Below are 26,999 nucleotides of genomic sequence, written 5' to 3' on the forward strand. Positions count from 1 at the left end.
GCCTGAGCGCGCCCGTTCTTTCCCAGAACGCCCGCGATACCTGGTGCTTTCGGGCGTACCTGGTCGGAAGTTCTCGGCAGGTACGCCCGAAAGCACCAGGTATCGCGGGCGTTCTGGGAAAGAACGGGCGCGCTCAGGCCCCGAGTTCGACCAGGACCCGCGGGATCTCGGTGACGAGTTCGCTCGCCAGGTACCCGAGCGGCCCGACCTGCACCGCGAGTCGGTCACCTGCGGCAGCGTGCACGTAGGACGCCCACGCCACGGCCTGTGCCGGATCGGCGCCGCGGGCGAGCAGGCCGGTGACCGCACCGGAAAGCACGTCGCCACTGCCGCTCGTGCCGAGACCGCCGGAGCCGGTGCCCTTGAGCCACGCTAGACCCTGCGGTGTGGCGATGGCGTCGCCGAGGGCCACGACCGCTCCGAAGCGGTTCGCGATCGCGACGGCGTCGGCCACGTCGTCGTCGCTGCACTCCCGCCCGAGCAGGCGTTCGGCCTCGCCGGAGTTCGGCGTCATCACGAGCCGTCCACGCAGCGGTTCGAGGCGGTCCCGCACGTCGGCGGCGACACCGAGGGCGAAGGCGTCGAGCACGACGGTGGTCTGCGGACCGACGACGTCGGCGAGTCCGGCCACGAGGTCACGCGAACCGTCCGGCTCGTCGAGCCCCGGCCCGACCAGCACGGCATCAGCGCTCGAGGCGCTGTCCGCGATGCCCTCGATCGCACCGACGGCGATGTGTCCGTCCTGGTCCTCGTCGAGGGGTTCGACCCCGGACTCGGGCACGGCGACCGCGACCTCGTTCGCGACGCTCCGGCCGACCGCCAGGGTGAGACGACCAGCGCCGACGCGGAGTGCGGCGAGCGCGGAGAGCATCGCCGCACCGGGGGTCCGAGCGGCGCCGCCGACGATGAGCACCTGCCCGCGGCCGTACTTGCCGGCACCGGGTTCGGGCAGTGGCCAGTCCCGCAGGAAGTTCGGGGTGACGGGTTCAGTGGACATGTTCGTCGTCCTTCCGGCCGGTGTGCTGGGTGACCTCGTCGTCGTCCAGGTGTCCGACGGAGGAGAACTCCTCGAGCACCCATGGCGATCCGGCATCGTCACGACGGAGTCGGGTGAGAGAGGCGTTCGCGACGGCGTGGGTCCGGGCGAACTCCATGAGCGCCGGCTCGTCGAGGTCCAGGCACACCGCGACGGCGAGCATCACCACGGCGTCGTGCGCGGCGATCACCAGGCGCTCGACACCGTCGACCCGCTCGAGGTCGCCCAGGAGCGACCGGAGTCGGAGCATCACGTCCGCCCACGACTCCCCGCCCGCCGGCCGGTGGTAGTACTTGCCGAGCCACTGCCGGCGGCGTTCCTCGTCCGGGTACCGGTTGCGGACGCCCTGCAGGGTCAGCAGGTCGAGGACGCCGAGCTCGCGGTCGCGGAGGCGCTCGTCCACCCGCTTCTCGGGCTCGGCGAGGCCGGCTGCCTCGAGCGCGATCGCGATGGTCTGCTGCGCACGGAGGTACGGCGACACCCACAGCGCGACGGGGACGTGGTCGATCCCGCGGTCGGCGAGCTCCTGGCCGAGGGCACGAGACTGATCGGTGCCGAGCGGGCTGAGCGGGACGTCGGCGTCCCGGCACTCGACGTCGATCACGTCGTCGCCCGCGGCTTCGGCCCGAGCCGCTGCGACGTTCGCGACCGATTCGCCGTGACGGACGAGCCAGATCTCCTGCACTGCCATGCCGCCACGCTAGCCAGAGCGTGCTGTGCCGGTTCACCGGCGCCGGACGGTCACTCCGCGCGGCGCCGGACGGTCACCCCGCGCGGCACCGAGCGGTCACCCCGTACGGAGCCGAGCGCTCCGGACCGGTCGGACGGCACACGAGAGCCCCGCCGCCCGGAGTCGCAGCGCCAGCGCATCGAGGTCGAACAGGTCTCGCCACTCGAGCCGGATGATCGTCCGCACACCCGGCACGGTGAGCAAGCGACCGTGCCGCCGCTTCTCGTCGAGGAACACCTCGGTCGGACTCCGGCCGCCCAGGTAGCGCTCCTGGGAGTACTTGGCCCGCCCGTCGATCTCGACGATGACCCCGTGGTCCGGGAACCAGAAGTCGACTGCGGACCGACGTCCGTCGACGACGAACTCCTGCTGCAGCAACGGGTCCGGAAGCCCGAGCTCCCGGAACACGACCCGCGCGAGCGACTCGGCCGGTGACCCGGAGCGAGCATCGGCCAGGTCGAGCACCTGCTGCGCCAGGGCTCGGGCGCGGGCCTTCGGAGGAACCGCTCGTCGGAGATCGGCGTCGTCGAACCCACGTCGCAGTGCGGCGTCCGCGATGACGACGCCCGCCCGCAGGTCGCCGGTCATCGCCACGTCGACGACGGTCCGGGGGGACGGAGGTGACCGCGATCGCACCGACCGTGGCCCGTTCGCCCCGGCCGACGGGTCTCGTGTGCAGGACCAGCTCGGCGCTCCGGCCCCGGTACATCGACTCGGGCACTGTCGCGTGCACCGGGACGTCCCACCCGCCGAGCGCCGGGAGACCGTGCAGGGCCGCGGCGGACAGGTGCGATGCCGTCGCCCGTGTGCCGAGCCGGCCGAGCCGCGCGAACACCCGGGTGACGTACCGCTGACGAGGCCCGGCGGCGTCCCACGCGGCACCGTCGACGAAGGCGTTCGGTCCGACCCGGACCAGGCGGCCGACACCCTGGGTCCGGGTTCGGCGGCGCAGGGTGGTGGCGTCGAGGCCGGCCTCGTGCATGGCGGAGGCTCGGAGGATGGGCAGCGACTCGTTCATGCACGTGACGATGCCGGACCGACCATCCGTTCCGGAGGCCGATGTCGGGAACTGTGGACGGGCCTCCAGGCCTGGGCGGTTGTGGAGGGGAGACGTTCCTTCCCAGAACGGCCGCGATGCCAAACGAAATCGGGCATACCTGGCCAGAAGTTCCGACCAGGTACGCCCGATTCGACCAGCTACGCCCGATTCCACCCGGCCCGGCCCGCACCCGCACCCACACGCAACACGGCGCCGGACGGAACGCACCCGTGTCCCGTCCGGCGCCGCGGTCTCTCCCCGACCGAACGCCGGGCCCGCTGCCTCAGGCCCGACGCACGCGCAGCGTCACGATCTCGAACGGACGCAGGGTCAGCACGACCGGCTCCCCCGCCGACCACGAGCGCTCCAGCGGCCGCTCGAGCAGGTCGACCTGCGACACCGACTCGACGTCGAACCCGAAGGAGACCCCGACGTCCGTCGCCCGGCCCCCGAGCCCCTCGTACAGGCGCACGACGACGTCTCCGGAGCGGTCCTCGGCGAGCTTGACGGCCTCGACGAACACCTGCGGCGACGCCACCGTGACGAGCGGCGCGACCTCGGCCGACCCGGGCACGCTCCGCACGGGCAGGTTCAGCCGGTACCCGGAGTCGGCGGCGTCGAGCACCGAGGCCCCGATCCGCAGCACCGTCCGGAACACGTGGTGCCCCTGGTCGGCGTTCGGGTCCGGGAACGTCGGCCCGCGCAGCAGCGACTCCCGCACGAGCGTGGTGATCCCGCCGTCCGGCCGGGTCTCGCGCGTGATGTCGTGGCCGTAGGTCGAGTCGTTCGCCACCGCGACGCCGAACCCGGGCTCCGCGACGTGCACCCAGCGGTGTGCCGAGGTCTCGAAGCGGGCGTGGTCCCACGAGGTGTTCTGGTGCGTCGGCCGGTCGATGTGCCCGAACTGGATCTCGCTCGAGGCCGACGACGCGAGCACGTCGATCGGGAACGCGAGCTTCAGCAGCTTCTGGTGCTCGTGCCAGTCGACCTCGGTCTCGACGGTCAGCTCCGGTTCGCCCTGCACGGCGGAGTAGCGCGTGGTGAGCGTCGACGATCCGAAGGACCGTTCCACCACGAGCTCGTCGCCGTCGACCGAGACGGACGAGGCCGACAGCACCGTGCCGTTGCGCTGGTAGGCGCGGTCGATGTCCCACGCCTCCCACTGGTTCGGGGTGTCCCGGAAGACCGTGTACTCCGCCGCCGCAGCGCCTGGTGCGATCGCGTCGCGTCCGGTGGCGTGGTCGACGAACGAGACGACGTGGCCGGCAGCGTCGATGGTCGCGGTGACGACGCCGGTGTCGAAGACGAAGCGGTCGCCGCTCCGGACGGGAGGCACGGGTCGCGGCGCGTGGACGACCGAACCTGCCAGGGCGGTCACGTCCCCCGCTGCGACCGGCGAGGCGTTGAAGCGCACGACCGACGCGGCGTCCGCAGTGCCGGCGAGCGCCGTCGTCGCGCTGCCGATCAGCTCTTCGAGCACCCCGGCGACCCGGGCGTACTGCTCCTCGGCGTTCTCGTACACCCACGCGATCGAGGACCCGGGCAGGATGTCGTGGAACTGCTGCAGCAGGACGGTGTGCCAGGCGTCCTCGAGTTCGGCGTACGGGTACTCACTGCCGAGCCGGACCGCCGCCGTCGCTGCCCAGAGCTCGGCTTCGCGGAGCAGGTGCTCGGAGCGGCGGTTGCCCTGCTTCGTACGGATCTGCGACGTGTAGGTGCCGCGGTGGAACTCGAGGTACATCTCCCCCGACCAGACCCCCGGCGTCGGCAGCTCGACCTCGAGCTGCTCGAACACCTGCGCCGGCGTGCCGAGCGTGACGTGGGGCGACCCGTCGAGGTCGTGCTGGCGGTGTGCGGCGCCGACCATCTCGCGGGTGGGACCGCCGCCGCCGTCGCCGAAGCCGTACAGGAGCATCGAGGTGTTCGCGGTGCCGCGTTCCTTGTTGTTCCGTTCGCCGCGGCGCAGGTCGGCGGGTGAGACGTCGGAGTTGTAGGTGTCGGCCGGGGGCAGGTGCGTCAGGACGCGCGAGCCGTCGATGCCCTCCCAGTGGAACGAGGTGTGCGGGATGACGTTCGTCTCGTTCCACGACGGCTTCTGGGTGACGAACCACTTCGATCCGGCGGCGCGGACGATCTGCGGCAGGGCGCCCGAGTAGCCGAACGAGTCGGGGAGCCAGGCCTCGGGGGTGTCGATGCCGAACTCCTCCAGGAAGAAGCGCTTGCCGGCGACGAACTGGCGGGCCAGGGCCTCACCGCCGGGCAGGTTGGTGTCCGACTCGACCCACATGCCGCCGACGGGGATCCACCGCCCTTCGGCGACCCGCTGCTTGATGCGGGTCCAGATGGACGGGTACTCGTCGCGGATCCAGGCGTACTGCTGCGCGGACGAGCAGGCGAAGGTGAAGTCGGGGTCGCGGTCCATCAGGTCGAGCACGTTCGAGAACGTCCTGGCGCACTTGCGCTTCGTCTCGCGCACGGGCCACAGCCAGGCGGAGTCGATGTGGGCGTGCCCGACGGCGATCGCGCGGTGGGCGGCGGGGCTGGCGGGGACGGCGAGCACGGGCGCCAGGACCTGCCGGGCGTCCGCGGCGGTGGCGGCGACGTCGTCCGGGTCCAGGGCGTCGGCGGCGCGTTCGAGTGCCCGCAGGATGTCGGCGCCGCGGGTGCCGTCGGTGGGGAGCTCGGCCATCAGCCCGCGCAGCACCCAGAGGTCCTGCTGCAGTTCCCACACGGTGTCGTCGCGCTCGACGACCTCGAGGGCCTTCAGGCGGTAGATCGGGTCGTCGCCGGCGGTGGAGCGCGAGCCGAGCGGCGTCGCGCCCTGGAACGAGTCGCCGCCGATGTCCGGGTTCGCCCCGGCCTCGATCCAGAGCTCGAAGGACTCCCCCGGGCCGACCTCGAGCGGCACGGTGTCGTTCCGCGGCTCGATCGCCTTGATCGTGGAGCCGTCGGCGCGGAACGCGAGTCCCTCGGCCTGGAACCCGGGCTGCCGCTTGGTGAACCCCAGGTCGACGTGGAGCTCGGCGGTGGTCCCCGGCGCGGTGCCGAAGTCCGCCGGCACGGTCCCGGTCACCCGGAACCACGTCGTGCCCCACGGGCGTCCGCCCCAGTGCGACTCCACCGTGAACGGTGTGTACGTCTCACCCACGGCGGCGTCGAACGGCACCGGTTCGCCCGGCACCTCCCACGCCTCGATCGTCACCGGCGCCGAGCGACGGAGGACGGCGGGATCGACGCGGTCGCGCACGAGGCGGGCGATCCGGGCCTCGACGAGCGGTTCGTCCTGGTGCATGTGCTTCCTTTCTGGTTGCAAGACACCGGGGTTCGCGAACGGAACCGCGGTTCGCGGGTGTTCGACGCGCGAACACCGGTGTTTTGCGGGGCGTGGACCGGCGGATCAGCCCTTGATGCCGCCGGCGAGGGCGTTGCCGCCGCCGAGGCCTCGGGACACGATCACGTAGAGGGCGATGACGGGCACGGAGTAGACGATCGAGAACGCGGCGAGCTGGCCGTACGCCACCGCCCCGTTCTGCCCGAAGAAGTTGAAGATGCTCACCGCGGCGGGCACCTTCTCGGGCGAGAGCAGCAGGACGAACGGGACGAAGAAGTTCCCCCACGCCTGGATGAACACGAAGATGAACACGACCGCGATGCCCGGACGCATGAGCGGGATCACGATGCGGGTCAGGGTGGTGAGCATCGAGGCACCGTCGGTCCACGCCGCCTCTTCCAGCGAGATCGGCACCGAGTCCATGAAGTTCTTCGCCATCCAGATCGCCATCGGCAGCGACGTGGCGGCGAGGAAGAAGATGCAGCCCCACACGTTGTCGATGAGGTTGAGCGACACGAACAGGGCGTAGACGGGCACCATCATCGCGGTGATCGGCAGGCCGGTGCCGAACAGGATGCTGTACAGGAACGGCTTGTTGACGCGCATCTTGTACCGGGACAGCGGGTACGCGGCGAGCAGGGCGAACACCACGGTGACGACCGCGGTGCCGCCGGAGAGCAGCAGGCTGTTCGCGAGCGGGATGAACGACAGCTCGGGGGTGAGCACCTTCGCGAAGTTGTCGAGCGTGAACTGCGAGGGCAGCTTCACCGACAGCGACGCCTGGGTGTCGAACGAGGCGAGCACGAGCCAGAGCAGCGGCACCGCGAAGCACACCGCGATGACGAGCAGCACGACGTTCGACACCCACCGCATGGTGCGGCCGCGCGGGGACGTCATGTGCATCGACCCCGGTGCGGTCACCGAGCGGGTCGTGGTCTGGTCGAGGGACGGGGCTGTCATGGCCATCAGTCCACCTCCGGCTTGAGTGCCCGGATGTAGATGATCGAGAAGACCGCCCCCACCACGAGCAGGATGGTCGCGATCGCCGTCCCGAAGCCGAGCTGCGAGAACTTGAACGCCTCCTGGTACGCCAGGATCGGCAGGGTCGACGAGTTCGTGCCCGGGCCGCCGCCGGTCATCACGAAGATCAGCGTGAAGACCGACAGGGTCTGCAGCGTCGTGAGCATGAGGTTCGTCGAGATGCTCCGGCGGATCACCGGGAGCGTGATGTAGACGAGCCGCTGCCAGCCGGTGGCTCCGTCGACCTCGGCGGACTCGGTGATCTCCTCGGGGACCTCCTGCACGGCGGCCGAGTAGACGAGCATCGAGAACGCGGTGCCGCGCCAGATGTTCGCCAGGATCACGGCGAGCATCGGGTACGTGTAGAGCCAGTTCGCGCCGGTGATCCCGATCGACGCGAGGAACGTGTTGAGCGTCCCCTCGTCGTTGAAGAACGCGTACGCCGCGAACGACGCGACGATCTCGGGCAGGACCCACGCAGCGACCACGAAGGTGCCGACGATCGCCCGGACGGCCTTGTTGGCCGAGCGCATGAGCAGGGCCAGTCCGAGGCCGAGCACGTTCTGTCCCACCACGGCCGAGGCCAGCAGGAAGACGACGGTCAGGATGACGGACTTCGGGAAGTCCGGGTCCTGGAACAGCTCGACGTAGTTCTGGAAGCCGACGAACTGCTGGTCGGCCGCGCTGGCACCGGTCAGGGCCGAGTTGGTGAACGACCCGTAGAACGACGAGATGACGGGGCCGAGCAGGAAGATGACGAGGAGGACCAGGGCGGGCAGGAGCGGGACCGCTCGTCCGACGTTCCGCAGTGGTCGCCGCTTGCGCGGCACGGGTGGATCGGTGCGCTTCGGCGCACCGGGCGCCGACAGCGTCGGCGCGAGGGGGGTGCTGGACACGATGGGTGCCTTCCGGGTGCGGAGGGGTTCCGAAGGTGGGGAAGGACGGACGGGAGGCGCGGTGCGGGACCGCCCCGCGCCTCCGGTCCGTCGGTGGGTGACGTCCGTCAACCAGCGGAGACGGTGTTCTCCTTGCCGACCACCTGCGTGACGGCCTTGTCGTAGGCGGCAGCCGCGTCCTTCGGCGACTGCTGACCGGTCATGACCGCTTCCATCGCGACCTGGATCGCGTTGGACACCTGCGAGTAGTCACTCGTCGCCGGGCGGAAGTTGGTGTTCTCCACCAGCCCCGAGAAGAACTTGAACGTCGGGTTCGCCGCCGTGTACTCCGGGTCGTCCGCGACGTCCTTCCGGACGGCGATCTGGCTGTTCTCGGTGTCGTACTTCAGCGAACCGTCCTTGTCGAGGAAGCTCGTGATGAAGTCGAACGCCGCCTGCGGGTTCTTCGACTTCGCGCCGACCGCCAGGGTCCAGCCGCCGGACATCGAGTTGTAGCCGGGAGCCTGCCCGTTCTGGGTCGGCATGGGCGCCTGGCCCATCACGTCGTTCCACTCGGGCCACGGCGCGGTGCCGGACTTGAGCCACGTGCCGGACTGCCACGAACCGTCCAGGTCGATCGCGAGCTTGCCCTTCGGCAGCCACGTCTGGGCGATGGTCGTGCCGACGTTCGTGTCGAGCGCCTGCTGTGGTGTCGGGCCGAGGCCGCCCTGGTAGACGTCCTTCACGAACTTGAGCGAGTCCTCGAACTGCTTCGAGCCGGTGACCCACTTCTTGTCCTTGTACAGGGTGTTGCCGGAGCCGTCGGCGCCGTACAGGAGCATCTCGAAGCCCTGCATGGTCGAGGCCTCGCCCTGCGCCTTGCCCGAGTAGATGTTGAACGGGATGACGTCGGGCTGCTTCTCCTTGATGGTCTTCGCCGCCGCGAGCACGTCGTCCCACGTCTTCGGCTTCCACGGGACGTCGAGCCCGGCCTTCTTGAAGATGTCCTTGTTGTACCAGAGGGCTCGGGTGTCGGTGCCCATCGGGACGCCGTAGATCTTGCCGTCGTCACCCTGCCCGGCCTGCTTGGCGTTGTCGAAGAACTGGTCCCACTCGTCCCACTTGTCCGTGTACTTGTCGAGTGGCAGCAGGTAGCCCGCCTCGGCATCGGCCTTGACGAGGAACGTGTCCTCGTACATGACGTCCGGGGCGGTGGCCGGCGCCTTGTTCATGAGCGCGAGCTTCGTGTAGTAGTCGTTGCCCTGCGCCTGGATGGGCACGAGGGTGACCTTCTTGCCGGGGTTGTCCTTCTCGTACTGCTTCTTGACGACCTTCATCTGGGCGTCGAGCTGCTGGAAGGCGCCGAACTTCTGGTACGCGATCTTGATCGTGTCGCTCGAGGCGGACCCCGAGCTCGAGCAGCCAGCCAGACCGACTGCGGCCACGGCCACAGCTGCGAGTCCGGCGATGATGCGGGTGCGTTTCATCGGTGCTCCTTTGCACGGGTGATGTCCGCGGGCACCATCGCCCGCGCGCAGGATTAGTCCACCGTATTGACTTAACCGTGTCAAGGAGTTTCTCGGGCCGATTCGGGCGTACCGGGTGGAATCGGGCGTACCGAGCGGAATCGGGCGTACCGAGCCGGAAGTTTCGACCAGTTACGCCCGATTCCACTTCCCATCGCGTGCGTTCTGGGAAGGAACGTCCGTCAGGAGATCGGCGTCGCGCTCCCCGTCACCGTGATCCCGCCGGCCTCGGGCACGTCCACGAGCAGCAGACTCGGACGCCCGACGTGCCGCCCCTGCCGGATCGTGACGCGGTCGCCCGGCTGCGCTGCCCCGATCTGCCGCAGGTACGCCCCGGTGGACGCCGCTGCCGATCCCGTCGCCGGGTCCTCGGTGATGCGCCCGGCGGGGAACAGGTTGCGGGCCTCGTACTCCCGGTCGCCGGTGCGGTGCAGCACCGTGACGGTCCCCGCCCAGCCGGCCTCGCGCTTGAGCTCGGCGAGGGGCCCCGGCGCGAACCGGAACTGGTGGAACAGCTCGCGGTCGTGCAGCACGAGCACCGGGTGCCAGTTGCCGGCGAAGGACTCCAGCACCGGGAACCCCGGAGCGATGTCCGCGGCCGAGAGCCCGAGCAGGTCGAACAGCCGCGCCAGCAGGGCCGCGTCGATGTCCCGTGTCGCCGGCTCGACGCTCGTCATCGCGACCTGCACCGAGCCGTCCGCACCCAGGGTGGCGTCGAGCGCGACCTCGCCGGCCAGGGTCGTGAACACCCGGCGGCCCGGCCCCTCGCGCTCGGCCAGCGCGACGGCCAGGGCGACGGTGGCGTGCCCGCAGAACGGCACCTCGGCGCTCGGCGAGAAGTAACGGACCCGCGGCCCGGTCGACGTCGCGCCCACGACGAAGGCGGTCTCGGGGTACCCGACCTGCCGGGCGATCGCGAGCATCCGGTCGTCGGACAGTCCGGCCGCGTCGAGCACGAGCCCGGCTGGGTTGCCACCGCCCGACTCGGCGGCGAACGCGGTGTACCGGAGGATCTCCTGCTGCATGCCCCGACGCTACTGCGGTGTCACGACGGGGTGCGCGAGCCGATCACCGACGGGTGGCCCGGACTGCTGCGGCGCCGCGGGTGGCTCCGAGGGCAGCGCGAGGAACACGGCGAGCACGATGTAGCCGGCGGGCACGAAGCAGAGCAGGACCCACCACCCGGAGCGTTTCGTGTCGTGGAGCCGCCGCATCGCGATGGCGATCCAGGGCAGCAACGCCGCGAGCCCGACGATCACGAAGACCCCCAGTGCGATCTGGGCGAAGGCCGGCATCGACGTGAGCAGGAACCACCAGACCGGGAACGGGTTGAAGGACTGCATCGCCTGGTCGAGGACGCGCGCTTCCTCCGGGCTCGGCATCAGCGGCGGCGTGGTGAAGAGTCCGACGCCGTACACGATGTTGATCGCCGCGGAGATGATCGCCCACCACAGCGCCCACCACCAGAACTCGGCACGAGCGGCACGACCGCGGAACACGACGTACCCCCGCCAGAACCGCGAGAACGAGGCGGGGAAGGTGGCCTGGTGCCAGGGGACTCCGACCGGTGGCTGCTGCGTCTGGTGCACCGAACCTGCTTACCGGGGCGACCTGGGCACTCCTGAGCACTGCTCGGCAGGCCCGACGTGCTGCGGTGCCCGGGTGGGGGTAACCCCCGACCGCTTCCGGGTGCGCACGTGATGTTTCAGCGTCGCCTCCGTCGTGAGACTGGATCCATGAGCACCGACACGCGCCCCACCACCGCCCGCCGCACCCTCCGGATCGCCCTCGCCTCCACCGCCGCGGTGTCCGCCCTGCTGCTGACCGCCGGCTGCAGCGCGATCCAGGACATCGTGCCGAACAAGACCCCGCAGAAGCACTTCGACGCGTACTCCGACGCCCCGCGCTCCGGGGAGTCCGAGGACCTGGCCTTCTTCATGCCGAAGTGGGTGCCGGAGGACGCGAAGGACATCGACGTGCGCCTCCACGTCTCGCAGCCCGGGTACGTCATCGGGTTCGCGTCGAAGGACGGCGTCGACGTGGACGACTGCACCCCGCTCGACGAGTCGTACGGCGGCACGGCGATGACCGCCGACTTCCTGCCCGAGGAGCTCCCGACCAAGGGCCTGGTCACCTGCGGCGACGGCCGCGCGGTCACCGAGATCGACGGCCGCTGGTACGGCTGGACCACGAAGGACGCCATCCCCGGTCAGGACGACACCCAGACCATGCACGGGTCGGCGGACTGATCGCAGCCACCCACCGGCCTGGAGGCGCGGGGCAGCCCCGCACCGCGCCTCCCGTCCGCCGCGCGGTCGCGCCCACCGCGCATGGTGAGCAGCAACGGTCGGGTCCGCTGTGCGAACCCGACCATTCCTGCTCACGAAGTGCGCCCGTGGGGCGTGGGGACTACTCCGCAGCGGCCGCAGTCCGACGTCGGCGACGCACGATCAGCACGCCCGCGCCCGCCGCGAGCAGCAGGAACGCCACCAGCGCACCGGCACCCATCCCGGCGGCGCCCGTGAACGCGAGCTGCCCATCCACGGTGATCGTGATCGGGGTCCACCCGATCAGACTCCCGTCCGCAGCCGTCACCGCCAGACGATGCGCACCAGCCGCCGTGTCCGCCGGGATCGTCACCCGAATCGTCCCGTCAGCAGCGACCACAGCCGTACCGATCAGCGTCGGCTGCGAGAACAACCACACGTTCACCGTGTCACCGGCAGACGCCGTCCCGACCGTCACCGTGATCGTCTCCCCCGCACGAGCGGTCGCCGGAGCCGACACCCCACCACGGCTCGCCTCCGTCAACAGCGACTCCGACGGCGCCACCGGAACGACCGGGGCAGCCGAGGGACCCGGGGTCGGACCCGCGGTGGGCGTCCCACCCGGGTTCGGAACCGGGGTCGGCGTCGTGCCACCGTCGCCCGGGGCCGGGGTCGGGGTCGGCGTCGGCGTGGGCTCCGTGCCCGGATCGGTGTCGCCGCCTTCGCACGGGTACGTCCCCGTCCGGAGCGAGAACCCGTCCGTGTCGTTGTCGTCGGCGTAGAAGGTCGCGCGCTCCCCGTCCGTGCAGACGCCCGAGATCGCGAAGCCCTCGTTGGCGAGCGTGCGGTCGGCGGCCGACGGCGCCTCGTACAGCGTCGAGGCGGCGAAGGCCCCGTCGGCGACCTCGTACAGCGCGGTCCGACCCGAGCACACCTCGTCACAGACCACCCAGAGCGCGTCGAGCGTCGGGTCGAACTGCACGTCGGCGACGACGGCGAGCGAGGTCGCGATCGTGGCGACCCGCGCCGAGGACCCGTCGTCCATCAGGGCGTAGGCGTACACACTCGCGGTGCCCTCGACCCCGACGAAGAACAGCCCCTCGCCGTGTCCGGCGTAGCTCGACGGTGCGTAGGCGGCGCCGGTGCGCTGGTCGGTGAAGCCGTGCGCGGTGAGCCAGGTGTCCGGGATCCAGGTGACGCCCTCGAGCCCGGCGTTCGCGCCGAGCCCGGGGAAGTCCGCGGCGAGGTTCCACTCGTCGGTGGCCCGCAGGGTGGCCTCGGAGCCGTCGGTCGTGGCGTAGCGCAGGACCGACGGGCGGCTCGTGCTCGACACGTCGTTGTTGCGCTCGGTCGACACGTAGACGGCGCCGGGGTCGTCGCTCGTGACGGTCACGCCCTCGGCGTCCGGGGTGCCCGTGCCGTCGGCGTAGCGCAGGTCGGTGCCCGCGGCGTTCGACGGCGCCCAGCCGCCCGCGCCGTCCGAGGTCAGGTGGTAGAGCAGGCCGTCGCCGTTCTGCACGGCCCAGAGCTGCCCGTCCCGCGAGCTCCCCGAGGTCGTCCAGTCGAGGCCGCTCAGGTCACCGGTGAAGGTGTCCTCGTCGTCGAGCACGGTCTCGTCCGGGCCGCCGGGCCAGGCCTCGGCGGTGACGACGCCGGCGAACCGGTTCGCCGCACCCTTCGTGGGTGCTGCCGTCTCGGCGAAGTCGCCGGTGCCGTCGGGGTTGCGGCCGTACGTGGTGGCGGCGTGCGCCGTCCACGAGGTCGAGTCGACGACCGCACCGCGGGCGTCGAAGAGCCGCGCGGAGTCTGCCTTGCCGAGTCCGAAGCCGAACGCCGCCTCGTCGAGGACGGTGAAGCCCCCGGCCGCGACGGTCGTGCCCGCGGGGATCGTGTACGTGTGGTCGTCCTCGCTGTCGCGCAGCACGTACCCGCCCAGGTCGACGGTGGTGCTGCCGGTGTTGGTCAGCTCCACCCAGTCGCCGGGGGTGCCGTCCTGCGACTCGACCTCGTTGATCCGCACGGGCGAGGAGCAGTCGTTCGCAGCGCCCTTGGTCGAGGCCGTGGTGTCCACGAGCGGCCCGACACCGTCGGCGCAGCGACCGTAGGTGACACCCGCGTGGGTCGTCCAGGCGTACCGGAGCACCAGGTCGCCGGCAGGGGCGTACAGGCGCGCGGTGTCCGCACCGCCGAGTCCGAAGTCGAAGCCGGGGGCGGTCGCGGACAGCTGGTCGACGACGAAGTACCCGCCGGCGGCGATCGTCGAGCCGCTGGGCAGCACGTACGCGTCGTGCGAGTTGTCGGAGTCGAGGAACGCGTACCCGGTCAGGTCGATCGCGGTGTCCGAGGTGTTCTTGAGCTCCACCCAGTCGGTGTCGTCGGCGTTCGACTCGACCTCGTTGACGACGAGGCCGTTCGCCGCGACGGCGCCGACTGCCGGGTCGTCGTCACCGACGGCGGCGAGGGCCGGGCTGGCGGTGACGACACCGGCGGCGACGACCAGGGCGGTCGCGACGGCGGCTCCGATGCGGAGTGTGGGCGGGCGCAGGGTGGGCGGGCGCAGGGCGGAAGCGCGCATGCAGGGTCCTTCTCGGGGGAGCGAGCGGGCGGAGACCTGCACGACTGTTCAGCATCCACGCGACCGGCCGGTGGCCGCGGGGTGAACGCACGGTGTCCCGGGTCGCGCCCGGCGCCCTGGACCCGCCGCGTGCGGACGGGAGGCGCGGGGCGGGCCCGCACCGCGCCTCCCGTCCGCCCTGCGGTCGCGCTCACCGCATCCGGTGCGCAGAAGACGTCGGGTCCGCACTGCGAACCCGACGTCTTCTGCACACTCGTTGCTCGAGGTGTCAGCGCTCGGTGACTTCCGAGAAGTCCGGCGTCCCGTCGGGCAGCGCGGGCAGGGGCGTGCCGTCGACGTAGCGGGGCCAGGCCAGGGCGCGGGAGGCCGACGGACGGGACTCGTAGCGACGCCCGTCGGACGCGACGACCGTCTCGGGCGCGGGGCCGGGGGTGGAGGCGCGAGCGGGAGCGGGCGCAGGAGCGGGCGGCAGCGGCACCTCGGGAGCAGGTGCGGGAGCGGCGGGCGTCGGCGTCGCGCTCCACGCCGGCTGCTGCTCGGGCACCGGCCACGTCGCCGACGGCAGCGTGGTGGCTCGCGGACGGAACAGGGCGTTGCTGAGGGGCACCACGACGGTCCCGAGCAGGTCGAGGATCACCACCACCCAGACGAGCCGCCAGTAGCCGCGGGCGTAGTCGACGTCCGGCGCGAGCAGCGGGATCGAGAGCAGCAGCGCGAGCAGTGCGATGACGCCGACGGTGGCCTTCGCGACGATCTGCAGGACGGGCGTCGGGTACCGCCGGTGGATCACGAGGAGCAGGTGGACGTGCAGGAGCGCCACCCGGGCGACGCCGACGAGCCAGATCCAGTGCCAGAAGTGCTCCAGGACGAACCAGATGCCGTCACCGGAGATCCCCGTCGGCACGATCCACACCTTGTACAGTCCGGCGACGAGCAGGTACATCGACGTGGCGATACTCGCGAACGCGAAGATCCCGGACCGCCTGGACGAGACGTCGGCGTCGTACCAGGACAGCAGCGCGAAGACGACCACGACGACGATCGTCAGGAGCAGCTGGACCGCGACCCGTCCGAAGTCGCCGAGGAGTACCGCGGCGATGCCGACCAGGCCCGCGGCGACGACCGCGCCGATGATCGTCCGGAACACGAGCGGGCGTACCCTCGCCCACCGCGGGTCCATCGTGCCGTCCGTGTCGTTCGCGCTGTCCGTGGTGTCGGTGGTGTCCGTGGTGTCCGTGGTGTCCGTGCTGTCCGTCATGTGTCCCCCGTCGATCCCGCGCACCTGGCGGCTGCGTCGGATCGCAGCGTAGCGGGCCGGGGCGGCGTGCTCCGGCCGGGCAGGCCACCGGGCGACGGCGCCCGCGCCGTCAGCGCCGGATGAGCAGGGTGCTGGCCCGCGGCGAGAGCGCGGCGTCGAGCACCAGGCAGGCGGCGCCCACGGCGGCGACGTCGGCACCGCGATCGCTCTCCACCACCTGCACGGCGTGCTTCGGCACGAGCAGCGGCGACCCGACGATGGCGGTCCGCGCAGCCGGCAGGGCAGCGCTCGCGATGCGTGACCAGAACGGTCCGCCGAACACCACGCGGTCGATGTCGAGCAGGTTCACGATGAGGACGACGGCGTTGCCCATGACGGTGCCGGCATCGGCCGCGAGCGTGACGGCGGTGTCGTCCCCGTCCGCGATGGCCGCGGCGAGCTCGTCCCACGCGGCGTTCACGGCGTCGACATCGGCGGCGTCGGTGGCATCGGTGGCATCGGTGGCATCTGTGGCATCTGCACCAGCATCCGCCTCGGCGACCGCGCCGCCGCCCGACAACGCCAGCCCCCGCGACCGCGCGACACGCACCAGCCGGTCCGGCGCGACGGCTGCACCGACCTCGCCGCGCGTGCCCGAGCCGTCCGGGGTGCCCGCGAGGGACCCCTGGTCGACCATGATGTGCCCGGCGTCACCCGCGTTCGACCCCACCCCGCGCACGGGTTCGTGGTCGACGACGAGCCCGACGCCGAACCCGGTGCCGAAGTACACGAACGCGAAGTTCCGGGCCGAGGACTCCCCCGCCAGGAACATCTCGCCGACCGCGGCGGCCGTGACGTCCTTCTCGAGCAGGACCGGGTAGCCGGTGGCCTCGGCGAGCGCATCGCGCAGCGGCACGTCCCGCCACCGGGGCAGGAACGGCGGGTCGACCACGATGCCCGCCTCGACGTCGATGGGGCCGGGGCTCGCGATCCCGACGCCGAGCACGCTGTCGACGGCCACCCCGGCGTCGGCGACGAGCCCGTCGACGGCCGAGGCGATCGTGCGCACCACCTCGGACGGGTCGTCGGCGGTGGGGGTCGAGGTCGTGGACGCGGCGACGACGGTGCCGGCGAGGTCGAGCAGCACGTAGGTGACGACGGCCGGGTCGACGTGCACGCCCACCGCGTACCGGCTGCCCGGTTCGAGCCGCAGGATGGTGCGGGGCTTGCCGCGGCCGGACACGACGGTGCCGGACTCGACGATCATGCCGGCCTCGATCAGGAACCGGGTGACGTTCGACACGGTCTGCGCGCTCAGGCCGGTGCGGGCGGCGAGTTCGACGCGACTCAGGCCGTCGGGCGAGCGGCGGACGGCGTCCAGGACCACGGTGCGGTTGAACCCGCCGATCGACGGGAGGTTCGCTCCGCGTCGATGCTCTGCCATGCCGCGACCATACCGCGACGCCGCTCGGGCACCCGCTCGCGTGGTCCGGTCAGAGCGCCCTGTCCTGGATCAGCCCGCCGGACGTCCGGTCGACGACCGCACCACGAGGGAGACCGGGAGCGTCGCCCCCTGCAGTGCCCCGTCGCCGATCGCCGCGAGCAGCCGCTCCACGGCCACGGTGCCCATCAGCGCGGTCGGTGAGTGCACGGTCGTCATGGGCGTGGGCAGCTGCGCCACGACCGAGATGTCGTTGTAGCCGACGATCGACAGGTCGTCGGGCACGCGGAGGCCGCGTTGCCGTGCGGCGCCCATCACGCCGATCGCCGCGGTGTCGTTGACGGCGAAGATCGCGGTCGGTGGGTCCGACAGCGAGAGCAGCGTGTGCGCGCCGACGACGCCTCCCTCGACCTCGAAGTCGCTGTGGACGACGAGCGCGTCGTCGACGGCGAGGTCCCGCTGCTCGTGCGCCAGGCGGAACCCGGCCACCCGCTCCACGGCGGTGCTGGCGTGGCGCGGACCCGCGATGACGCCGATGCGGCGGTGCCCCAGCGCGAGCAGGTGTTCCGTGGCCATCCGGCCGCCCTCGACGTCGTCACCGACCACGGCGGGCATCCAGTCCCCGGGGTGGCGGTTCGTCGCGATGACCGGCACGGGGAGGTCCATCAGCCGAGGGTTCGGGGACGACAGGTGGAGCGAGCTGACGATGAGGCCGTCGACCTGTCGAGAGAGCAGGAAGTCGACCGCGTCCAGTTGCGCGCCCATGTCGTCCGGGGGCGTCGTGAGCAACAGCTGGTACCCGGCAGATCGGGCGGCCGACTCGACGGACTGGCAGATCGTCGCGATGACCGTGTCGGCGAGCCGTGGCATCACGACGCCGATGGTGTTCGACCGCCGGGTCCGGAGCGATGCTGCGAGCCGGTTGGGGCGGTACCCGAGCTCGGCCGCCGCCGCGATCACCCGCTGTGCCGAGGCGCTCCACCCCTTGGTCGGCTCCGCCTGTCGGAGCACGCGCGACGCCGTCGAGATGTGCACGCCGGCGAGCGCGGCGATGGCCTGGAGGTTCACGTCACCACGACGATCCTGCTGACCGTGTCCGGCCGGGTCGTCGCTTGCACTGCCCATCCGTCGAGTCTAGGTGACAGATCGTCGTCACACCGGACGGCGCGAACGTTTGCGGACGCCTCGCCCGACGACAGCCCGGACGAGCCGAAACACACTGGTTACAAGGTTGGACGTCGATCGAAACAGTCGACTGTCAGGATTCCGGTCAATGCAAACGATTGCACGAATTGCAGCAACGACGAGAGACGGTGTCCCATGGTGAAAGAGATCTTCGTGTCCTTCGGCGTCGACATCGACGCGGTCGCAGGCTGGCTCGGCTCCTACGGAGGGGCGGATTCCCCCTCGGACATCCAGCGCGGGATCTTCGCCGGACGGACCGGCGTCCCCCGTTTGCAGAAGGTGTTCGACCGCGCCGACATCGCGGCGACCTGGTTCATCCCCGGCCACTCGCTCGAGACCTTCCCGGACCAGTGCAAGGCCCTGTTCGACGCCGGCCACGAGATCGGTGCGCACGGGTACAGCCACGAGAACCCCGTGGCGATGACCGAGGCGCAGGAGGACGCGGTGATGGAGCGCTCGGTCGAGCTGATCACGCGACTCACGGGTCAGCAGCCGACGGGCTACGTCGCGCCGTGGTGGGAACTGAGCAGCTACACGCCGACGCTCCTGGAGAAGTTCGGGTTCAGCTACGACCACAGTCAGCAGCACAAGGACTTCGTCCCCTACTACTCGATCGTCGGCGACCAGTGGACACCGATCGACTACTCGCAGGACCCGCACACGTGGATGACGCCGCTCGTCCACGGGAGCGAGATCGACCTCGTCGAGATCGCGGCGAACTGGTACGTCGACGACCTGCCCCCGATGATGTTCATCAAGTCGAGCCCGAACAGCCACGGCTTCGTCAACCCGCGCGACGTCGAGCAGATGTGGAAGGACCAGTTCGACTGGGTGTACCGCGAACTCGACTACGCCGTCTTCCCGATCACGATCCACCCCGACGTCTCCGGCCGGCCGCAGGTCCTGCTCATGATCGAGCGGCTCATCGAGTACATCGGGGGCCACGAGGGCGTCCGGTTCGTCACGATGAACGAGATCGCCGACGACTTCCGCGTCCGCTTCCCGTTCGCGCAGCCCGAGCGTCCACGCGAGTACTGATGTGCGGCGGATGTGGCGGCAACGGCGGGCACCGTGACTGGTACGCCGCCGGTGTCGAGGACACCCCCGCGGCGCGCAAGCGGGCGCAGCTCCGGCTGGCCGCCTGGGCGACCCGGCTCTTCGCGGACGATCGGATCCGCGTCCACGAGGTCCCGGGCACCGTGCGGCTCGTGATCGTCGGGCCGACCGGCAAGCGCGTCGTGGCCCAGGGCGTCGACGGGGTCCTGGACGCGGTCGAACAGGTCGGAGCCGGGCGCACGGACTGGTCGGCCGTCGCCACCCGCGTCCGCAGGGCCGACCCGCGTGACGACACCGACTGGGAACACCGCAGCCTCGCCCGCGCGGTCGATCGGCGAAGGGACACCCTGCCGTGACGGGCCCCACGCTCCCCCGGATCGTGTACCTCGCCCTCGGCGGGACCATCGCGAGCGTCACCTCGGGCGATCCGCGCGACTGCGGCGCCGTCCCGCGGATCGCAGCCCGCGACCTCCTCGCCGGTGTGCCGGCCATCGCGCAGATCGCACGGGTCGAGGCCCGCCAGCTCGGCATGGTGCCCTCGCCCTCGCTCGACTTCGACGACGTGCAGCGCGCGCTCGACGCCGCGCGGGACGCCGTCGGCTCCGGAGCCTCGGGCGTCGTGCTGTCGCAGGGCACGGACACCATCGAGGAGACCGCGTACCTGCTCGACCTCGCGTGGGACCGCCCCGAGCCCCTCGTCGTCACCGGAGCGATGCGCCACGCGTCCTCGCCCGGTGCGGACGGTCCGGCGAACCTGCTGGCGGCCGTGTGCGTGGCCGCGGCACCGGCAGCAGCGGGACGCGGTGTCCTCGTCGTGCTCGACGACGAGGTGCACGCCGCCGGGACGGTCCGCAAGACGCACACTTCGTCGACCGGTGCCTTCGCCTCACCGGGTTCCGGTCCGCTCGGACGGGTCACCGAGGGCTCGCCCGTCTTCCACGCTCCGGCGTCCCGAGCGCCCGCGCTCACCACACACGTCGCACCGCTGCCACCGGTGGCCCTGCAGCGGGTCACCCTCGCCGACGACGGCCGGGTCCTGTCGACCCTGGACGGACTCGGGTACCGCGGCGCGGTCATCGAGGGCTTCGGTGGCGGGCACGTCGCCGAGCGCACGGTCGACGCCGTCCGCGCCCTCGCCGCGCAGATGCCGGTCGTGCTGGCGTCGCGGACCGGCGCCGGTGCGACGCTCACGACGACGTACGGCTTCGCGGGCGGCGAGATCGACCTGCTCGGCGCCGGACTCGTCCCCGCCGGCAACCTCGACGGCCTCAAGGCGCGTCTCCTGCTGGCTGCCCTGCTCGCCCTCGACGCCCCGGACGCCCGCATCCACGCGGCGTTCGCCGCGCACGGCCGGGGCTCTCCCCCGACCGGCCACCCCTGACCGCACCGACGCTCCGCCTCCGCCCGTCAGCCCGCGCCGCGACACCGTCGCAGCGCCGCACCGCCGTACCGAGAGGAAGACCATGTCCACCACGACCATCCACGAGCCCGAGGACCTCGAGCTCGCCACCGGGACGTTCCCGACGATCGGGCCGAAGGAGACCAAGCGCGGCGCGACCCTGGCGTTCTTCGCCTGGACCCTCGCCGTCTACGACTTCATCATGTTCGGCACGCTCCTCCCCCGCATCGCCGAGGACTTCGGGTGGAACGAACAGACCGCCCTGCTCGCGAACACCCTCGTGAGCGTCGGTGTCTTCGTCGTCGTCGTCCTCGTCGGTCTGTTCGTGGACCGACTCGGCCGGCGCCGCGGCATGATGATCACGATCGGCGGCGCGGCCCTGTCGTCGCTGCTGACGGCGGCGTCGACGGGGGTCGCCTCGCTCGTCGGCTTCCGGGCCCTGAGCGGCTTCGGGATGGCCGAGCAGTCGGTCAACTCCACCTACCTCAACGAGGTCTTCGCGCTCACCGAGCTCGAGGGCGTCAAGAAGCGTCGCGGCTTCTTCTACAGCCTCGTCCAGACCGGGTGGCCGATCGGCGCGCTCCTCGCCGCCGCGTTCATCGCCGGCATCAACGGGCTGTTCGGACAGGAGTCCTGGCGGCTCGCGTTCCTCATCGCCACCGTTCCGGCGCTGTTCGTGCTGTTCCTGCGCAAGGGCATCAAGGAGACGCCGCAGCACCGTCTGAACACGTACCTGCGGCAGCTGCGGAAGTCCGGTCGCACCGAGGAAGCCACCGAGGTCGCCGCCCGCTTCGGCATCGTCGACGAGGGTCCGAACCCGCTGCGGGCGATCTTCGGCCGACGGTACGCACGCAACACCGTCGTGCTCTCGATCGCGTGGATCGTGAACTACTTCGGCATCACCACCACGAGCGTGCTCGGGACGACGATGCTCGAGGGCGTCAAGGGTGTCGACGCGAGCATGTCGCTGCTCATCATCGTGCTGTCGAACGTGGTCGGCGCCGCCGGCTACCTGTTCCACGGCTGGCTCGGCGACATCATCGGCCGCAAGACCACGATCGTCGTGGGCTGGGTGCTCGCGGGTGTCTGCTGGACCCTCTTCGTGCTCGGTCCGGACGACTTCGGCTACGTCCTGGTCACGTACATGCTGACGCTGTTCTTCCTGCTCGGACCGTACGCGTCGCTGCTCTTCCTGCAGGCGGAGTGCTTCGACTCGAGCTGCCGCGCCACCGGGTCCGCGTTCGTCACCGCGATGGGCCAGCCCGGCACCATCATCGGCTCGGCTGTGCTGACGGCCCTCGTCGCCGGGAGCATCGGGCTCGGCCCGGCCGCCCTCATCGTCGGTGCGGGCGGCATGGTCCTCTCCGGTCTGATCATGCTCGGCACGAAGCGCGTGGCGGTGATCGACCATTGAGCGCCACGACACCGACCGGCGTGTACTCCGAGTTCTCGGGCAGCGTGGTCGTCATCACCGGCGCCGCGAGCGGGATCGGCGCGGCCCTCGCCGTGCAGCTCGCCGAGTACGGCGCGAACATCGTCATCCCCGTGTTCGCGGGTGACCCGCACGATCCCGCACCCGTCGTCGACGCCGTCGAGGCCGCCGGGGGCAGTGCGCTGACGGTCACCGCGGACGTCCGCAGCACCGAGGACGTCGACGCCGTGTTCCAGGCGGCCGTCGACCGCTGGGGTCGCGTCGACCACGTGGTGGCGGGAGCGGGGGTCCTCCGTCGGCAGCCGCTCGACACCATGACCGACGCGGCGTGGGACGACATCCTGCAGGTGGACCTGCACGGTGTGATGCGCACGCTCCGGGCCGGTGCCCGGCACCTCGACCGGGGCGGGTCGATGGTGGCCGTGTCCTCGATCGCGGGCGGGGTGTACGGCTGGGTCGCACACAGCCACTACGCCGCGTGCAAGGCGGCGGTGATCGGCCTCGCCCGGAGTGCGGCAGCCGAGCTGGCACCGCGCGGGATCCGGGTGAACACCATCGTCCCGGGGCTCATCGAGACCCCACAGTCCTCGGACGCCCAGAACTCGCTCGGCCCGGCAGGCCTCGCCGCCGCGGGTGCGCGGATCCCGTGGGGTCGTGTCGGCCACGCCGACGAAGCAGCCGCGGCGATCCGGTTCCTGCTCAGCCACGAGGCGCGCTACGTCACCGGGCAGGAACTCGTCGTCGACGGTGGCCTGACCATCCTGATGGCCGACTGATGAGCGACGGGACGGTGTTCGACCTCACCGGGACGACCGCCCTGGTGACGGGTGGCGCGAGCGGCATCGGTCTCGCGATCGTGGAGACCTTCGTCGCCGCCGGAGCGCGGGTCGTCGCCGCGGACCTCGACGCCGACGGCCTGGCGGACCTCGCCGAGCGGCTGGGCGTCCGGACCATCGTGCTCGACGTCACGGATGAGGACGGGGTCGAGGCCGCCGTGGCGTCGGTCGACGAGGAGTCCGGCGGGATCCAGGTCCTGGTGAACGCCGCCGGCGTGCTCACGCAGGCCCCGCTCGAGGAGCTCACCACGGCGGACTGGGCGCGCGTCATGGCGATCGACCTGACCGGGGTCTTCCTGGTGATGCGAGCAGTCGGTCGGCGGATGCTCCGCGACGGGCACGGGCGCATCATCAACCTCGCCTCCCAGCTGGCGATCAAGGGCGGCTCCGAGGTCGCGCACTACGCGGCCGCGAAGGCCGGCGTCATCGCGCTGACGAAGAGCGCCGCGATCGAGTGGAGCGGACGGGGCGTGCTCGTCAACGCGATCGCACCCGGCCCGATCGTGTCGCCGATGACGGACCGGATGACGGAGCAGTGGCGGACGGACAAGGCCGCGGAGCTCCCGATCGGACGTTTCGGGGTCCCCGCCGAGGTCGCTCCGACCGCGCTGCTGCTCGCGTCGTCGCCAGCGGGCGACCTGTACACCGGGCAGACGCTCGGCCCGAACTCGGGTGACGTCATGCCGTGAGCACCACACGCCGGTCGGCCGCCCGGTTCCGCCGCGGCAACGGTGCGGTCTCGGTCTGCCGTCGTCACTGGCTTCCGCAGGGTCTGCACCGTTAGCCTGGCCGCATGTCCGACCTGCGCCTGGAAGAACTCTCCGCGAAGACCGCTGCCGCGGCCAACTCCCTGACGCTCAAGCCGGGCCAGGAACAGTTCGTGCAGCCGACCACCTACGGGGTCGCCGAGTCCGACGTCAAGCCGAGCTCCGCGTGGACCCGTGTCGTCCTCGACGACGACGAGGTCCTCGGCCTGATCATCGGTTCGTTCGACGCCGACAACGCGCAGGAAGAGCTGCGCAGCTGCATCTGGCGCGTCAACGTGGCGGCGAGCGCACAGGGCCGGGGCGTCGGTCGCTTCGCCGTGCACGGTCTGGCGGACGAAGCGCGCAGCCGCGGGTTCGAGCGGCTGACGGTCGTGTACGAGCCGGGCGGCGACGACAGCCCCGAGGCGTTCTTCCGCGCCGTGGGCTTCGAGGTCGTGCGCGAGACCCAGTACGGCGACCACTTCGCGGTCCTGACGCTCTAGCGTTCCCCGACGACGTACGCTCCGACGACGTGGCATCCGACGACGCCCCCGTCGACTTCGGCGCCGCCGTCGCCGAGGTGGTGCGGATGATCCCGCCGGGTCACGTCATGACGTACGGCGACGTCGCCGCAGCCCTCGGGTCGCGGGCGTCGCGTGCCGTCGGCAAGGTGATGGCGCACGAGGGCGCCGACCTGCCGTGGTGGCGCGTGGTGCGCGCGGGTGGGCACCCGCCGCTGCACCACGAGGCCCGGGCGCTCGAGCACTACCGCGTCGAGGGGACGCCGCTCGCGCAGGGGACGACGGCCTGGAGGCTCGACATGCGTCGTGCGCGCTGGTCACTCGCCACGGACGCGGACGACCCGTTCTGATCCCCGGCCGCGCAGGTCGGCCCGCCAGGGTGCACCGTCAGGGTCCACCGTCAGCGGTCGAAACGCGCACCCTTCGGGTTCGCGGGCAGCAGGCACAGCACGTACACGATCAGTGAGCCGAGGCCCGGCAGCACGTGCAGGAACTGCCAGAAGCCGGACAGGTTGGCGTCGTGCAGTCGTCGGGCGCCGAGGGCGAGGGAGCCGATGAGCGTCGCGAGCACCCACAGCATGAACAGGTACGAGCCGACGGGGTTCTCGAGCACCGGGGTGTCCGGCGTGAACACCTGCGGCACGAGCTGCAGCACGAGCCCGATCGCGAACGACGTCAGCCACCACCACCAGAACTCGGCGCGCGATGCCCGTCCGGTGAACACGGTGTACTTCCGCCAGAACCGTCGGACGGCCTCGGTGAAGGGGGCACCGTAGAAGGGGTCGTGCAGGGCGACGCCGCCGGGCTGCACCACGCTGTCGTTGCTCATGGAGCAAGCCAACCACGTGGTGCAGCCCGACCGGGGCCTAGACGAGCGAGTCGCGCCAGGCCGCGTGCAGCTGGGCGAACCGCCCGGTGCCGGCGATGAGGTCGGCGGGGGTGCCGTCCTCGACGATCCGGCCGTGTTCCATCACGAGCACCCGGTGGGCGATCGCGACGGTGGACAGTCGGTGCGCGATGATCACCGCGGTGCGGTCGGCGAGCAGGGTCTCCAGGCCCTCCTGCACGAGTCGCTCCGAGGGGATGTCGAGCGACGCCGTGGCCTCGTCGAGGATGAGCACCTTCGGGTCCGCGATGAACGCCCGCGCGAACGAGAGCAGCTGCCGCTGACCCGCCGAGACACGGCCACCGCGCTTGTTCACGTCGGTGTCGTACCCGTCGGGCAGCGCCATGATGAACTCGTGCGCGCCGACGGCCTTGGCCGACGCCTCGATCTCCTCACGCGACGCACCGGGCTTGCCGAGCGCGATGTTGTCCGCGACGGTGCCGGAGAACAGGTACGCCTCTTGCGTGACCATGACGATCGCGCGGCGCATGTCCTTCGTGTCGAGGTCGCGCAGGTCCACACCGTCGAGCTTGACCGAGCCCTGGGTCGGGTCGTAGAAGCGCGCCATGAGCTTGGCGAGCGTCGACTTACCGGCACCGGTGGACCCGACGAGGGCGATCGTCTGCCCCGACGGGATGTGCAGGTCGAACTCCGGCAGCACGACCTTGCCCTTGTTGTAGGCGAAGACGACGTCGTCGAAGTCCATCTTCCCGGTGGCGTCCGCCAGGCGGGTGGGCTTCACGGGGTCCGGCACGCTCGGCCGTTCCTCGAGGACACCGGAGATCTTCTCCATCGCCGCCGAGGCCGACTGGTACCCGTTGTAGAACATCGCGAGTTCCTGCGCCGGGTCGAAGAAGCGCTTGGCGTACAGCGCGACCGCGAGCAGCGCACCGACCTCGAGCGTCCCGCCGACGATCCGGAAGCCGCCGACGATGACGACCGCGGCGAGCGTGGCGTTGCCGATGAGCACGAGCACGGGGTCGAAGGTCCCGAACAGGTTGAACACTTTCGTGTTCGCCACCCGGTAGTCCTCGACGTAGCCGCCGTACTCGTCCCGGTTGCGGGACTCCTTGCGGAACGCCTGCACCGCGCGGATGCCCGTCATCGTCTCGACGAAGTGCACGATGACGCGCGCCGAGGTGACACGGGTGGAGCGGAACAGCGTCTGCGAGTTCGTCTGGAACCAGCGGATCAGGAACCAGAGCGGCACGAGCGACACCGCGAGCACGAGCCCGGACGTCGGGTCGAGCAGCACCAGGGCCACGGCGGTGAACGCCATGTACAGCACACCCTGGATGAGCTGGTTCAGCCCGGAGTCGAGCAGCTCGCGGATCGAGTCGAGGTCACTCGTCTGGCGCGAGATGATCCGGCCCGACGTGTAGGTCTCGTGGAACTCGAGCGAGAGCCGCTGCGTGTGCAGGAACACCCGCTTGCGCAGGTCGAACAGGATCGCCTGGCTGATCCGTGCCGCGAGCACCGTGTACCAGGCGGTGAGCACCGCGCCGAGGACGGCCACGACGATGTACGTCGCGACGACCCCGAACGCCGGCACCCAGTCGTTCTGGTCCATCACCGCGGGCAGGGCGTTGTCGATGCCCCACGCGATGAGCGCCGGACCCGCGACGGTGCCGGCGGTCGAGACCACGACCACGATCCCGAGCAGCACCAGCCGGAGCTTGAGCGGTGCGGCGAGGGACCCGAGCAGGGCGAGGGACCGGCGCCGCAGGCGCTTGCTCTCGGCCTTCGTGAAGTCCTCACGCTCCTCGCCGCGCACGCCCATGGTGGTGATCGAGGCGGTGACGGGGGCGGCAGCCTGCTCGTCCGGAGCTTCCTGCGGGACGGACGCCGTTCCTCCAGGCAG

Annotated in this window: 24 protein-coding genes; 9 read left to right on the forward strand and 15 right to left on the reverse strand. The window is 71.1% G+C overall.

The annotated features are described in order from the left end of the window. Positions 1-133: 133 nt before the first annotated feature. The 9 genes from DEJ02_RS16870 to DEJ02_RS16910 all read right to left on the reverse strand — a co-directional run bounded on the left by DEJ02_RS16870 (position 134) and on the right by DEJ02_RS16910 (position 11,146). Positions 134-997 (reverse strand): NAD(P)H-hydrate dehydratase, encoded by an 864-nt coding sequence (locus tag DEJ02_RS16870; protein ID WP_111033896.1) that lies wholly within the window; start codon positions 995-997, stop codon positions 134-136. Beyond that, the gene (locus tag DEJ02_RS16875) at positions 987-1,727 is read right to left on the reverse strand and encodes a histidine phosphatase family protein (protein ID WP_111033897.1); all 741 of its coding nucleotides are present in this window, start codon (positions 1,725-1,727) and stop codon (positions 987-989) included. The genes DEJ02_RS16870 and DEJ02_RS16875 overlap by 11 nt, the downstream gene beginning before the upstream one ends. A 96-nt stretch (positions 1,728-1,823) precedes the next feature. Then, positions 1,824-2,360 (reverse strand): hypothetical protein, encoded by a 537-nt coding sequence (locus DEJ02_RS16880; RefSeq protein ID WP_111033898.1) that lies wholly within the window; start codon positions 2,358-2,360, stop codon positions 1,824-1,826. Between the two features lie 728 nt (positions 2,361-3,088). Continuing rightward, positions 3,089-6,097 (reverse strand): glycoside hydrolase family 38 C-terminal domain-containing protein, encoded by a 3,009-nt coding sequence (locus DEJ02_RS16885; protein ID WP_111033899.1) that lies wholly within the window; start codon positions 6,095-6,097, stop codon positions 3,089-3,091. Between the two features lie 105 nt (positions 6,098-6,202). Continuing rightward, positions 6,203-7,096, reverse strand: coding sequence for a carbohydrate ABC transporter permease (locus tag DEJ02_RS16890; RefSeq protein WP_371830315.1), 894 nt, complete (start codon positions 7,094-7,096; stop codon positions 6,203-6,205). A 5-nt stretch (positions 7,097-7,101) separates the two neighbouring features. Further along, the gene (locus DEJ02_RS16895; protein ID WP_110894824.1) at positions 7,102-8,052 is read right to left on the reverse strand and encodes a carbohydrate ABC transporter permease; all 951 of its coding nucleotides are present in this window, start codon (positions 8,050-8,052) and stop codon (positions 7,102-7,104) included. 107 nt (positions 8,053-8,159) lie between these two features. Then, positions 8,160-9,518, reverse strand: a complete 1,359-nt coding sequence (locus tag DEJ02_RS16900) for an extracellular solute-binding protein (protein ID WP_017888132.1) — start codon at positions 9,516-9,518, stop codon at positions 8,160-8,162. A gap of 221 nt (positions 9,519-9,739) precedes the next feature. Further along, the gene (locus DEJ02_RS16905; protein ID WP_111033900.1) at positions 9,740-10,582 is read right to left on the reverse strand and encodes a PhzF family phenazine biosynthesis protein; all 843 of its coding nucleotides are present in this window, start codon (positions 10,580-10,582) and stop codon (positions 9,740-9,742) included. A gap of 9 nt (positions 10,583-10,591) precedes the next feature. Then, entirely contained in the window at positions 10,592-11,146 is a 555-nt protein-coding gene (locus DEJ02_RS16910; RefSeq protein WP_111033901.1) for a DUF805 domain-containing protein, read from the reverse strand. 147 nt (positions 11,147-11,293) lie between these two features. Here DEJ02_RS16910 and DEJ02_RS16920 point away from each other — a divergent pair, with 147 nt between their 5' ends. After that, entirely contained in the window at positions 11,294-11,806 is a 513-nt protein-coding gene (locus DEJ02_RS16920) for a hypothetical protein (RefSeq protein ID WP_111024089.1), read from the forward strand. A 160-nt stretch (positions 11,807-11,966) separates the two neighbouring features. Here DEJ02_RS16920 and DEJ02_RS16925 read toward each other — a convergent pair whose 3' ends face one another. The 4 genes from DEJ02_RS16925 to DEJ02_RS16945 all read right to left on the reverse strand — a co-directional run bounded on the left by DEJ02_RS16925 (position 11,967) and on the right by DEJ02_RS16945 (position 18,202). After that, the gene (locus DEJ02_RS16925; RefSeq protein ID WP_111033903.1) at positions 11,967-14,399 is read right to left on the reverse strand and encodes a lamin tail domain-containing protein; all 2,433 of its coding nucleotides are present in this window, start codon (positions 14,397-14,399) and stop codon (positions 11,967-11,969) included. 268 nt (positions 14,400-14,667) lie between these two features. Next, positions 14,668-15,657, reverse strand: a complete 990-nt coding sequence (locus tag DEJ02_RS16930; protein ID WP_146249328.1) for a hypothetical protein — start codon at positions 15,655-15,657, stop codon at positions 14,668-14,670. A 109-nt stretch (positions 15,658-15,766) separates the two neighbouring features. Beyond that, positions 15,767-17,080: an ROK family transcriptional regulator gene (locus DEJ02_RS16940; RefSeq protein WP_111033906.1), complete on the reverse strand. Its 1,314-nt coding sequence runs from the start codon at positions 17,078-17,080 to the stop codon at positions 15,767-15,769. 69 nt (positions 17,081-17,149) lie between these two features. Further along, positions 17,150-18,202, reverse strand: coding sequence for a LacI family DNA-binding transcriptional regulator (locus DEJ02_RS16945; protein WP_220038398.1), 1,053 nt, complete (start codon positions 18,200-18,202; stop codon positions 17,150-17,152). A 195-nt stretch (positions 18,203-18,397) separates the two neighbouring features. On the opposite strand from DEJ02_RS16945, the gene DEJ02_RS16950 reads away from it, so the two are divergent. The 8 genes from DEJ02_RS16950 to DEJ02_RS16985 all read left to right on the forward strand — a co-directional run bounded on the left by DEJ02_RS16950 (position 18,398) and on the right by DEJ02_RS16985 (position 24,602). Then, positions 18,398-19,300, forward strand: coding sequence for a polysaccharide deacetylase (locus DEJ02_RS16950; RefSeq protein ID WP_111024790.1), 903 nt, complete (start codon positions 18,398-18,400; stop codon positions 19,298-19,300). Continuing rightward, positions 19,300-19,674 carry a hypothetical protein gene (locus DEJ02_RS16955; RefSeq protein WP_071404676.1) on the forward strand — a complete coding sequence of 125 codons (375 nt, stop codon included), beginning with the start codon at positions 19,300-19,302 and terminating at the stop codon, positions 19,672-19,674. The genes DEJ02_RS16950 and DEJ02_RS16955 overlap by 1 nt, the downstream gene beginning before the upstream one ends. After that, the gene (locus DEJ02_RS16960) at positions 19,671-20,699 is read left to right on the forward strand and encodes an asparaginase (protein WP_111033907.1); all 1,029 of its coding nucleotides are present in this window, start codon (positions 19,671-19,673) and stop codon (positions 20,697-20,699) included. Before DEJ02_RS16955 ends, DEJ02_RS16960 begins: the two co-directional genes overlap by 4 nt. An 82-nt stretch (positions 20,700-20,781) precedes the next feature. Then, on the forward strand, positions 20,782-22,131 hold the full coding sequence (locus DEJ02_RS16965; RefSeq protein WP_175330793.1) for an MFS transporter: 1,350 nt from the start codon (positions 20,782-20,784) through the stop codon (positions 22,129-22,131). After that, positions 22,128-22,925 (forward strand): SDR family NAD(P)-dependent oxidoreductase, encoded by a 798-nt coding sequence (locus tag DEJ02_RS16970; protein ID WP_217499762.1) that lies wholly within the window; start codon positions 22,128-22,130, stop codon positions 22,923-22,925. The genes DEJ02_RS16965 and DEJ02_RS16970 overlap by 4 nt, the downstream gene beginning before the upstream one ends. Beyond that, complete coding sequence (locus DEJ02_RS16975) at positions 22,925-23,674, forward strand: SDR family NAD(P)-dependent oxidoreductase (RefSeq protein WP_111033908.1); 750 nt, start codon at positions 22,925-22,927, stop codon at positions 23,672-23,674. Before DEJ02_RS16970 ends, DEJ02_RS16975 begins: the two co-directional genes overlap by 1 nt. 104 nt (positions 23,675-23,778) lie before the next feature. Beyond that, complete coding sequence (locus DEJ02_RS16980) at positions 23,779-24,234, forward strand: GNAT family N-acetyltransferase (RefSeq protein WP_027466669.1); 456 nt, start codon at positions 23,779-23,781, stop codon at positions 24,232-24,234. A gap of 29 nt (positions 24,235-24,263) precedes the next feature. Continuing rightward, positions 24,264-24,602: an MGMT family protein gene (locus tag DEJ02_RS16985; RefSeq protein WP_111033909.1), complete on the forward strand. Its 339-nt coding sequence runs from the start codon at positions 24,264-24,266 to the stop codon at positions 24,600-24,602. Between the two features lie 50 nt (positions 24,603-24,652). Here the strand turns inward: DEJ02_RS16985 and DEJ02_RS16990 are convergent, their stop codons facing one another. Together DEJ02_RS16990 and DEJ02_RS16995 are read right to left on the reverse strand one after the other, a co-directional pair. Beyond that, a complete protein-coding gene (locus DEJ02_RS16990; protein WP_110863162.1) occupies positions 24,653-25,081 on the reverse strand; it encodes a DUF805 domain-containing protein in 429 nt (142 codons plus the stop codon). A 37-nt stretch (positions 25,082-25,118) separates the two neighbouring features. Continuing rightward, positions 25,119-26,918, reverse strand: coding sequence for an ABC transporter ATP-binding protein (locus DEJ02_RS16995; RefSeq protein WP_110863292.1), 1,800 nt, complete (start codon positions 26,916-26,918; stop codon positions 25,119-25,121). Between the last annotated feature and the right edge of the window lie 81 nt (positions 26,919-26,999).

It is taken from the genome of Curtobacterium sp. MCLR17_042 (genome assembly GCF_003234695.1).
Classification (GTDB): Bacteria; Actinomycetota; Actinomycetes; order Actinomycetales; family Microbacteriaceae; genus Curtobacterium; species Curtobacterium flaccumfaciens.

Excerpts from the sequence above, each read along its gene's own strand:
- DEJ02_RS16940 (WP_111033906.1), bottom strand. The coding sequence starts at position 17,080 with ATGGCAGAGCATCGACGCGGAGCGAACCTCCCGTCGATCGGCGGGTTC.
- DEJ02_RS16990 (WP_110863162.1), bottom strand. The coding sequence starts at position 25,081 with ATGAGCAACGACAGCGTGGTGCAGCCCGGCGGCGTCGCCCTGCACGAC.
- DEJ02_RS16905 (WP_111033900.1), bottom strand. The coding sequence starts at position 10,582 with ATGCAGCAGGAGATCCTCCGGTACACCGCGTTCGCCGCCGAGTCGGGC.
- DEJ02_RS16975 (WP_111033908.1), top strand. The coding sequence starts at position 22,925 with ATGAGCGACGGGACGGTGTTCGACCTCACCGGGACGACCGCCCTGGTG.
- DEJ02_RS16980 (WP_027466669.1), top strand. The coding sequence starts at position 23,779 with ATGTCCGACCTGCGCCTGGAAGAACTCTCCGCGAAGACCGCTGCCGCG.
- DEJ02_RS16995 (WP_110863292.1), bottom strand. The coding sequence starts at position 26,918 with ATGGGCGTGCGCGGCGAGGAGCGTGAGGACTTCACGAAGGCCGAGAGC.
- DEJ02_RS16885 (WP_111033899.1), bottom strand. The coding sequence starts at position 6,097 with ATGCACCAGGACGAACCGCTCGTCGAGGCCCGGATCGCCCGCCTCGTG.
- DEJ02_RS16945 (WP_220038398.1), bottom strand. The coding sequence starts at position 18,202 with ATGGGCAGTGCAAGCGACGACCCGGCCGGACACGGTCAGCAGGATCGT.
- DEJ02_RS16890 (WP_371830315.1), bottom strand. The coding sequence starts at position 7,096 with ATGACAGCCCCGTCCCTCGACCAGACCACGACCCGCTCGGTGACCGCA.
- DEJ02_RS16900 (WP_017888132.1), bottom strand. The coding sequence starts at position 9,518 with ATGAAACGCACCCGCATCATCGCCGGACTCGCAGCTGTGGCCGTGGCC.
- DEJ02_RS16875 (WP_111033897.1), bottom strand. The coding sequence starts at position 1,727 with ATGGCAGTGCAGGAGATCTGGCTCGTCCGTCACGGCGAATCGGTCGCG.
- DEJ02_RS16870 (WP_111033896.1), bottom strand. The coding sequence starts at position 997 with ATGTCCACTGAACCCGTCACCCCGAACTTCCTGCGGGACTGGCCACTG.
- DEJ02_RS16955 (WP_071404676.1), top strand. The coding sequence starts at position 19,300 with ATGTGCGGCGGATGTGGCGGCAACGGCGGGCACCGTGACTGGTACGCC.
- DEJ02_RS16920 (WP_111024089.1), top strand. The coding sequence starts at position 11,294 with ATGAGCACCGACACGCGCCCCACCACCGCCCGCCGCACCCTCCGGATC.
- DEJ02_RS16925 (WP_111033903.1), bottom strand. The coding sequence starts at position 14,399 with ATGCGCGCTTCCGCCCTGCGCCCGCCCACCCTGCGCCCGCCCACACTC.
- DEJ02_RS16950 (WP_111024790.1), top strand. The coding sequence starts at position 18,398 with ATGGTGAAAGAGATCTTCGTGTCCTTCGGCGTCGACATCGACGCGGTC.
- DEJ02_RS16965 (WP_175330793.1), top strand. The coding sequence starts at position 20,782 with ATGTCCACCACGACCATCCACGAGCCCGAGGACCTCGAGCTCGCCACC.
- DEJ02_RS16930 (WP_146249328.1), bottom strand. The coding sequence starts at position 15,657 with ATGACGGACAGCACGGACACCACGGACACCACGGACACCACCGACACC.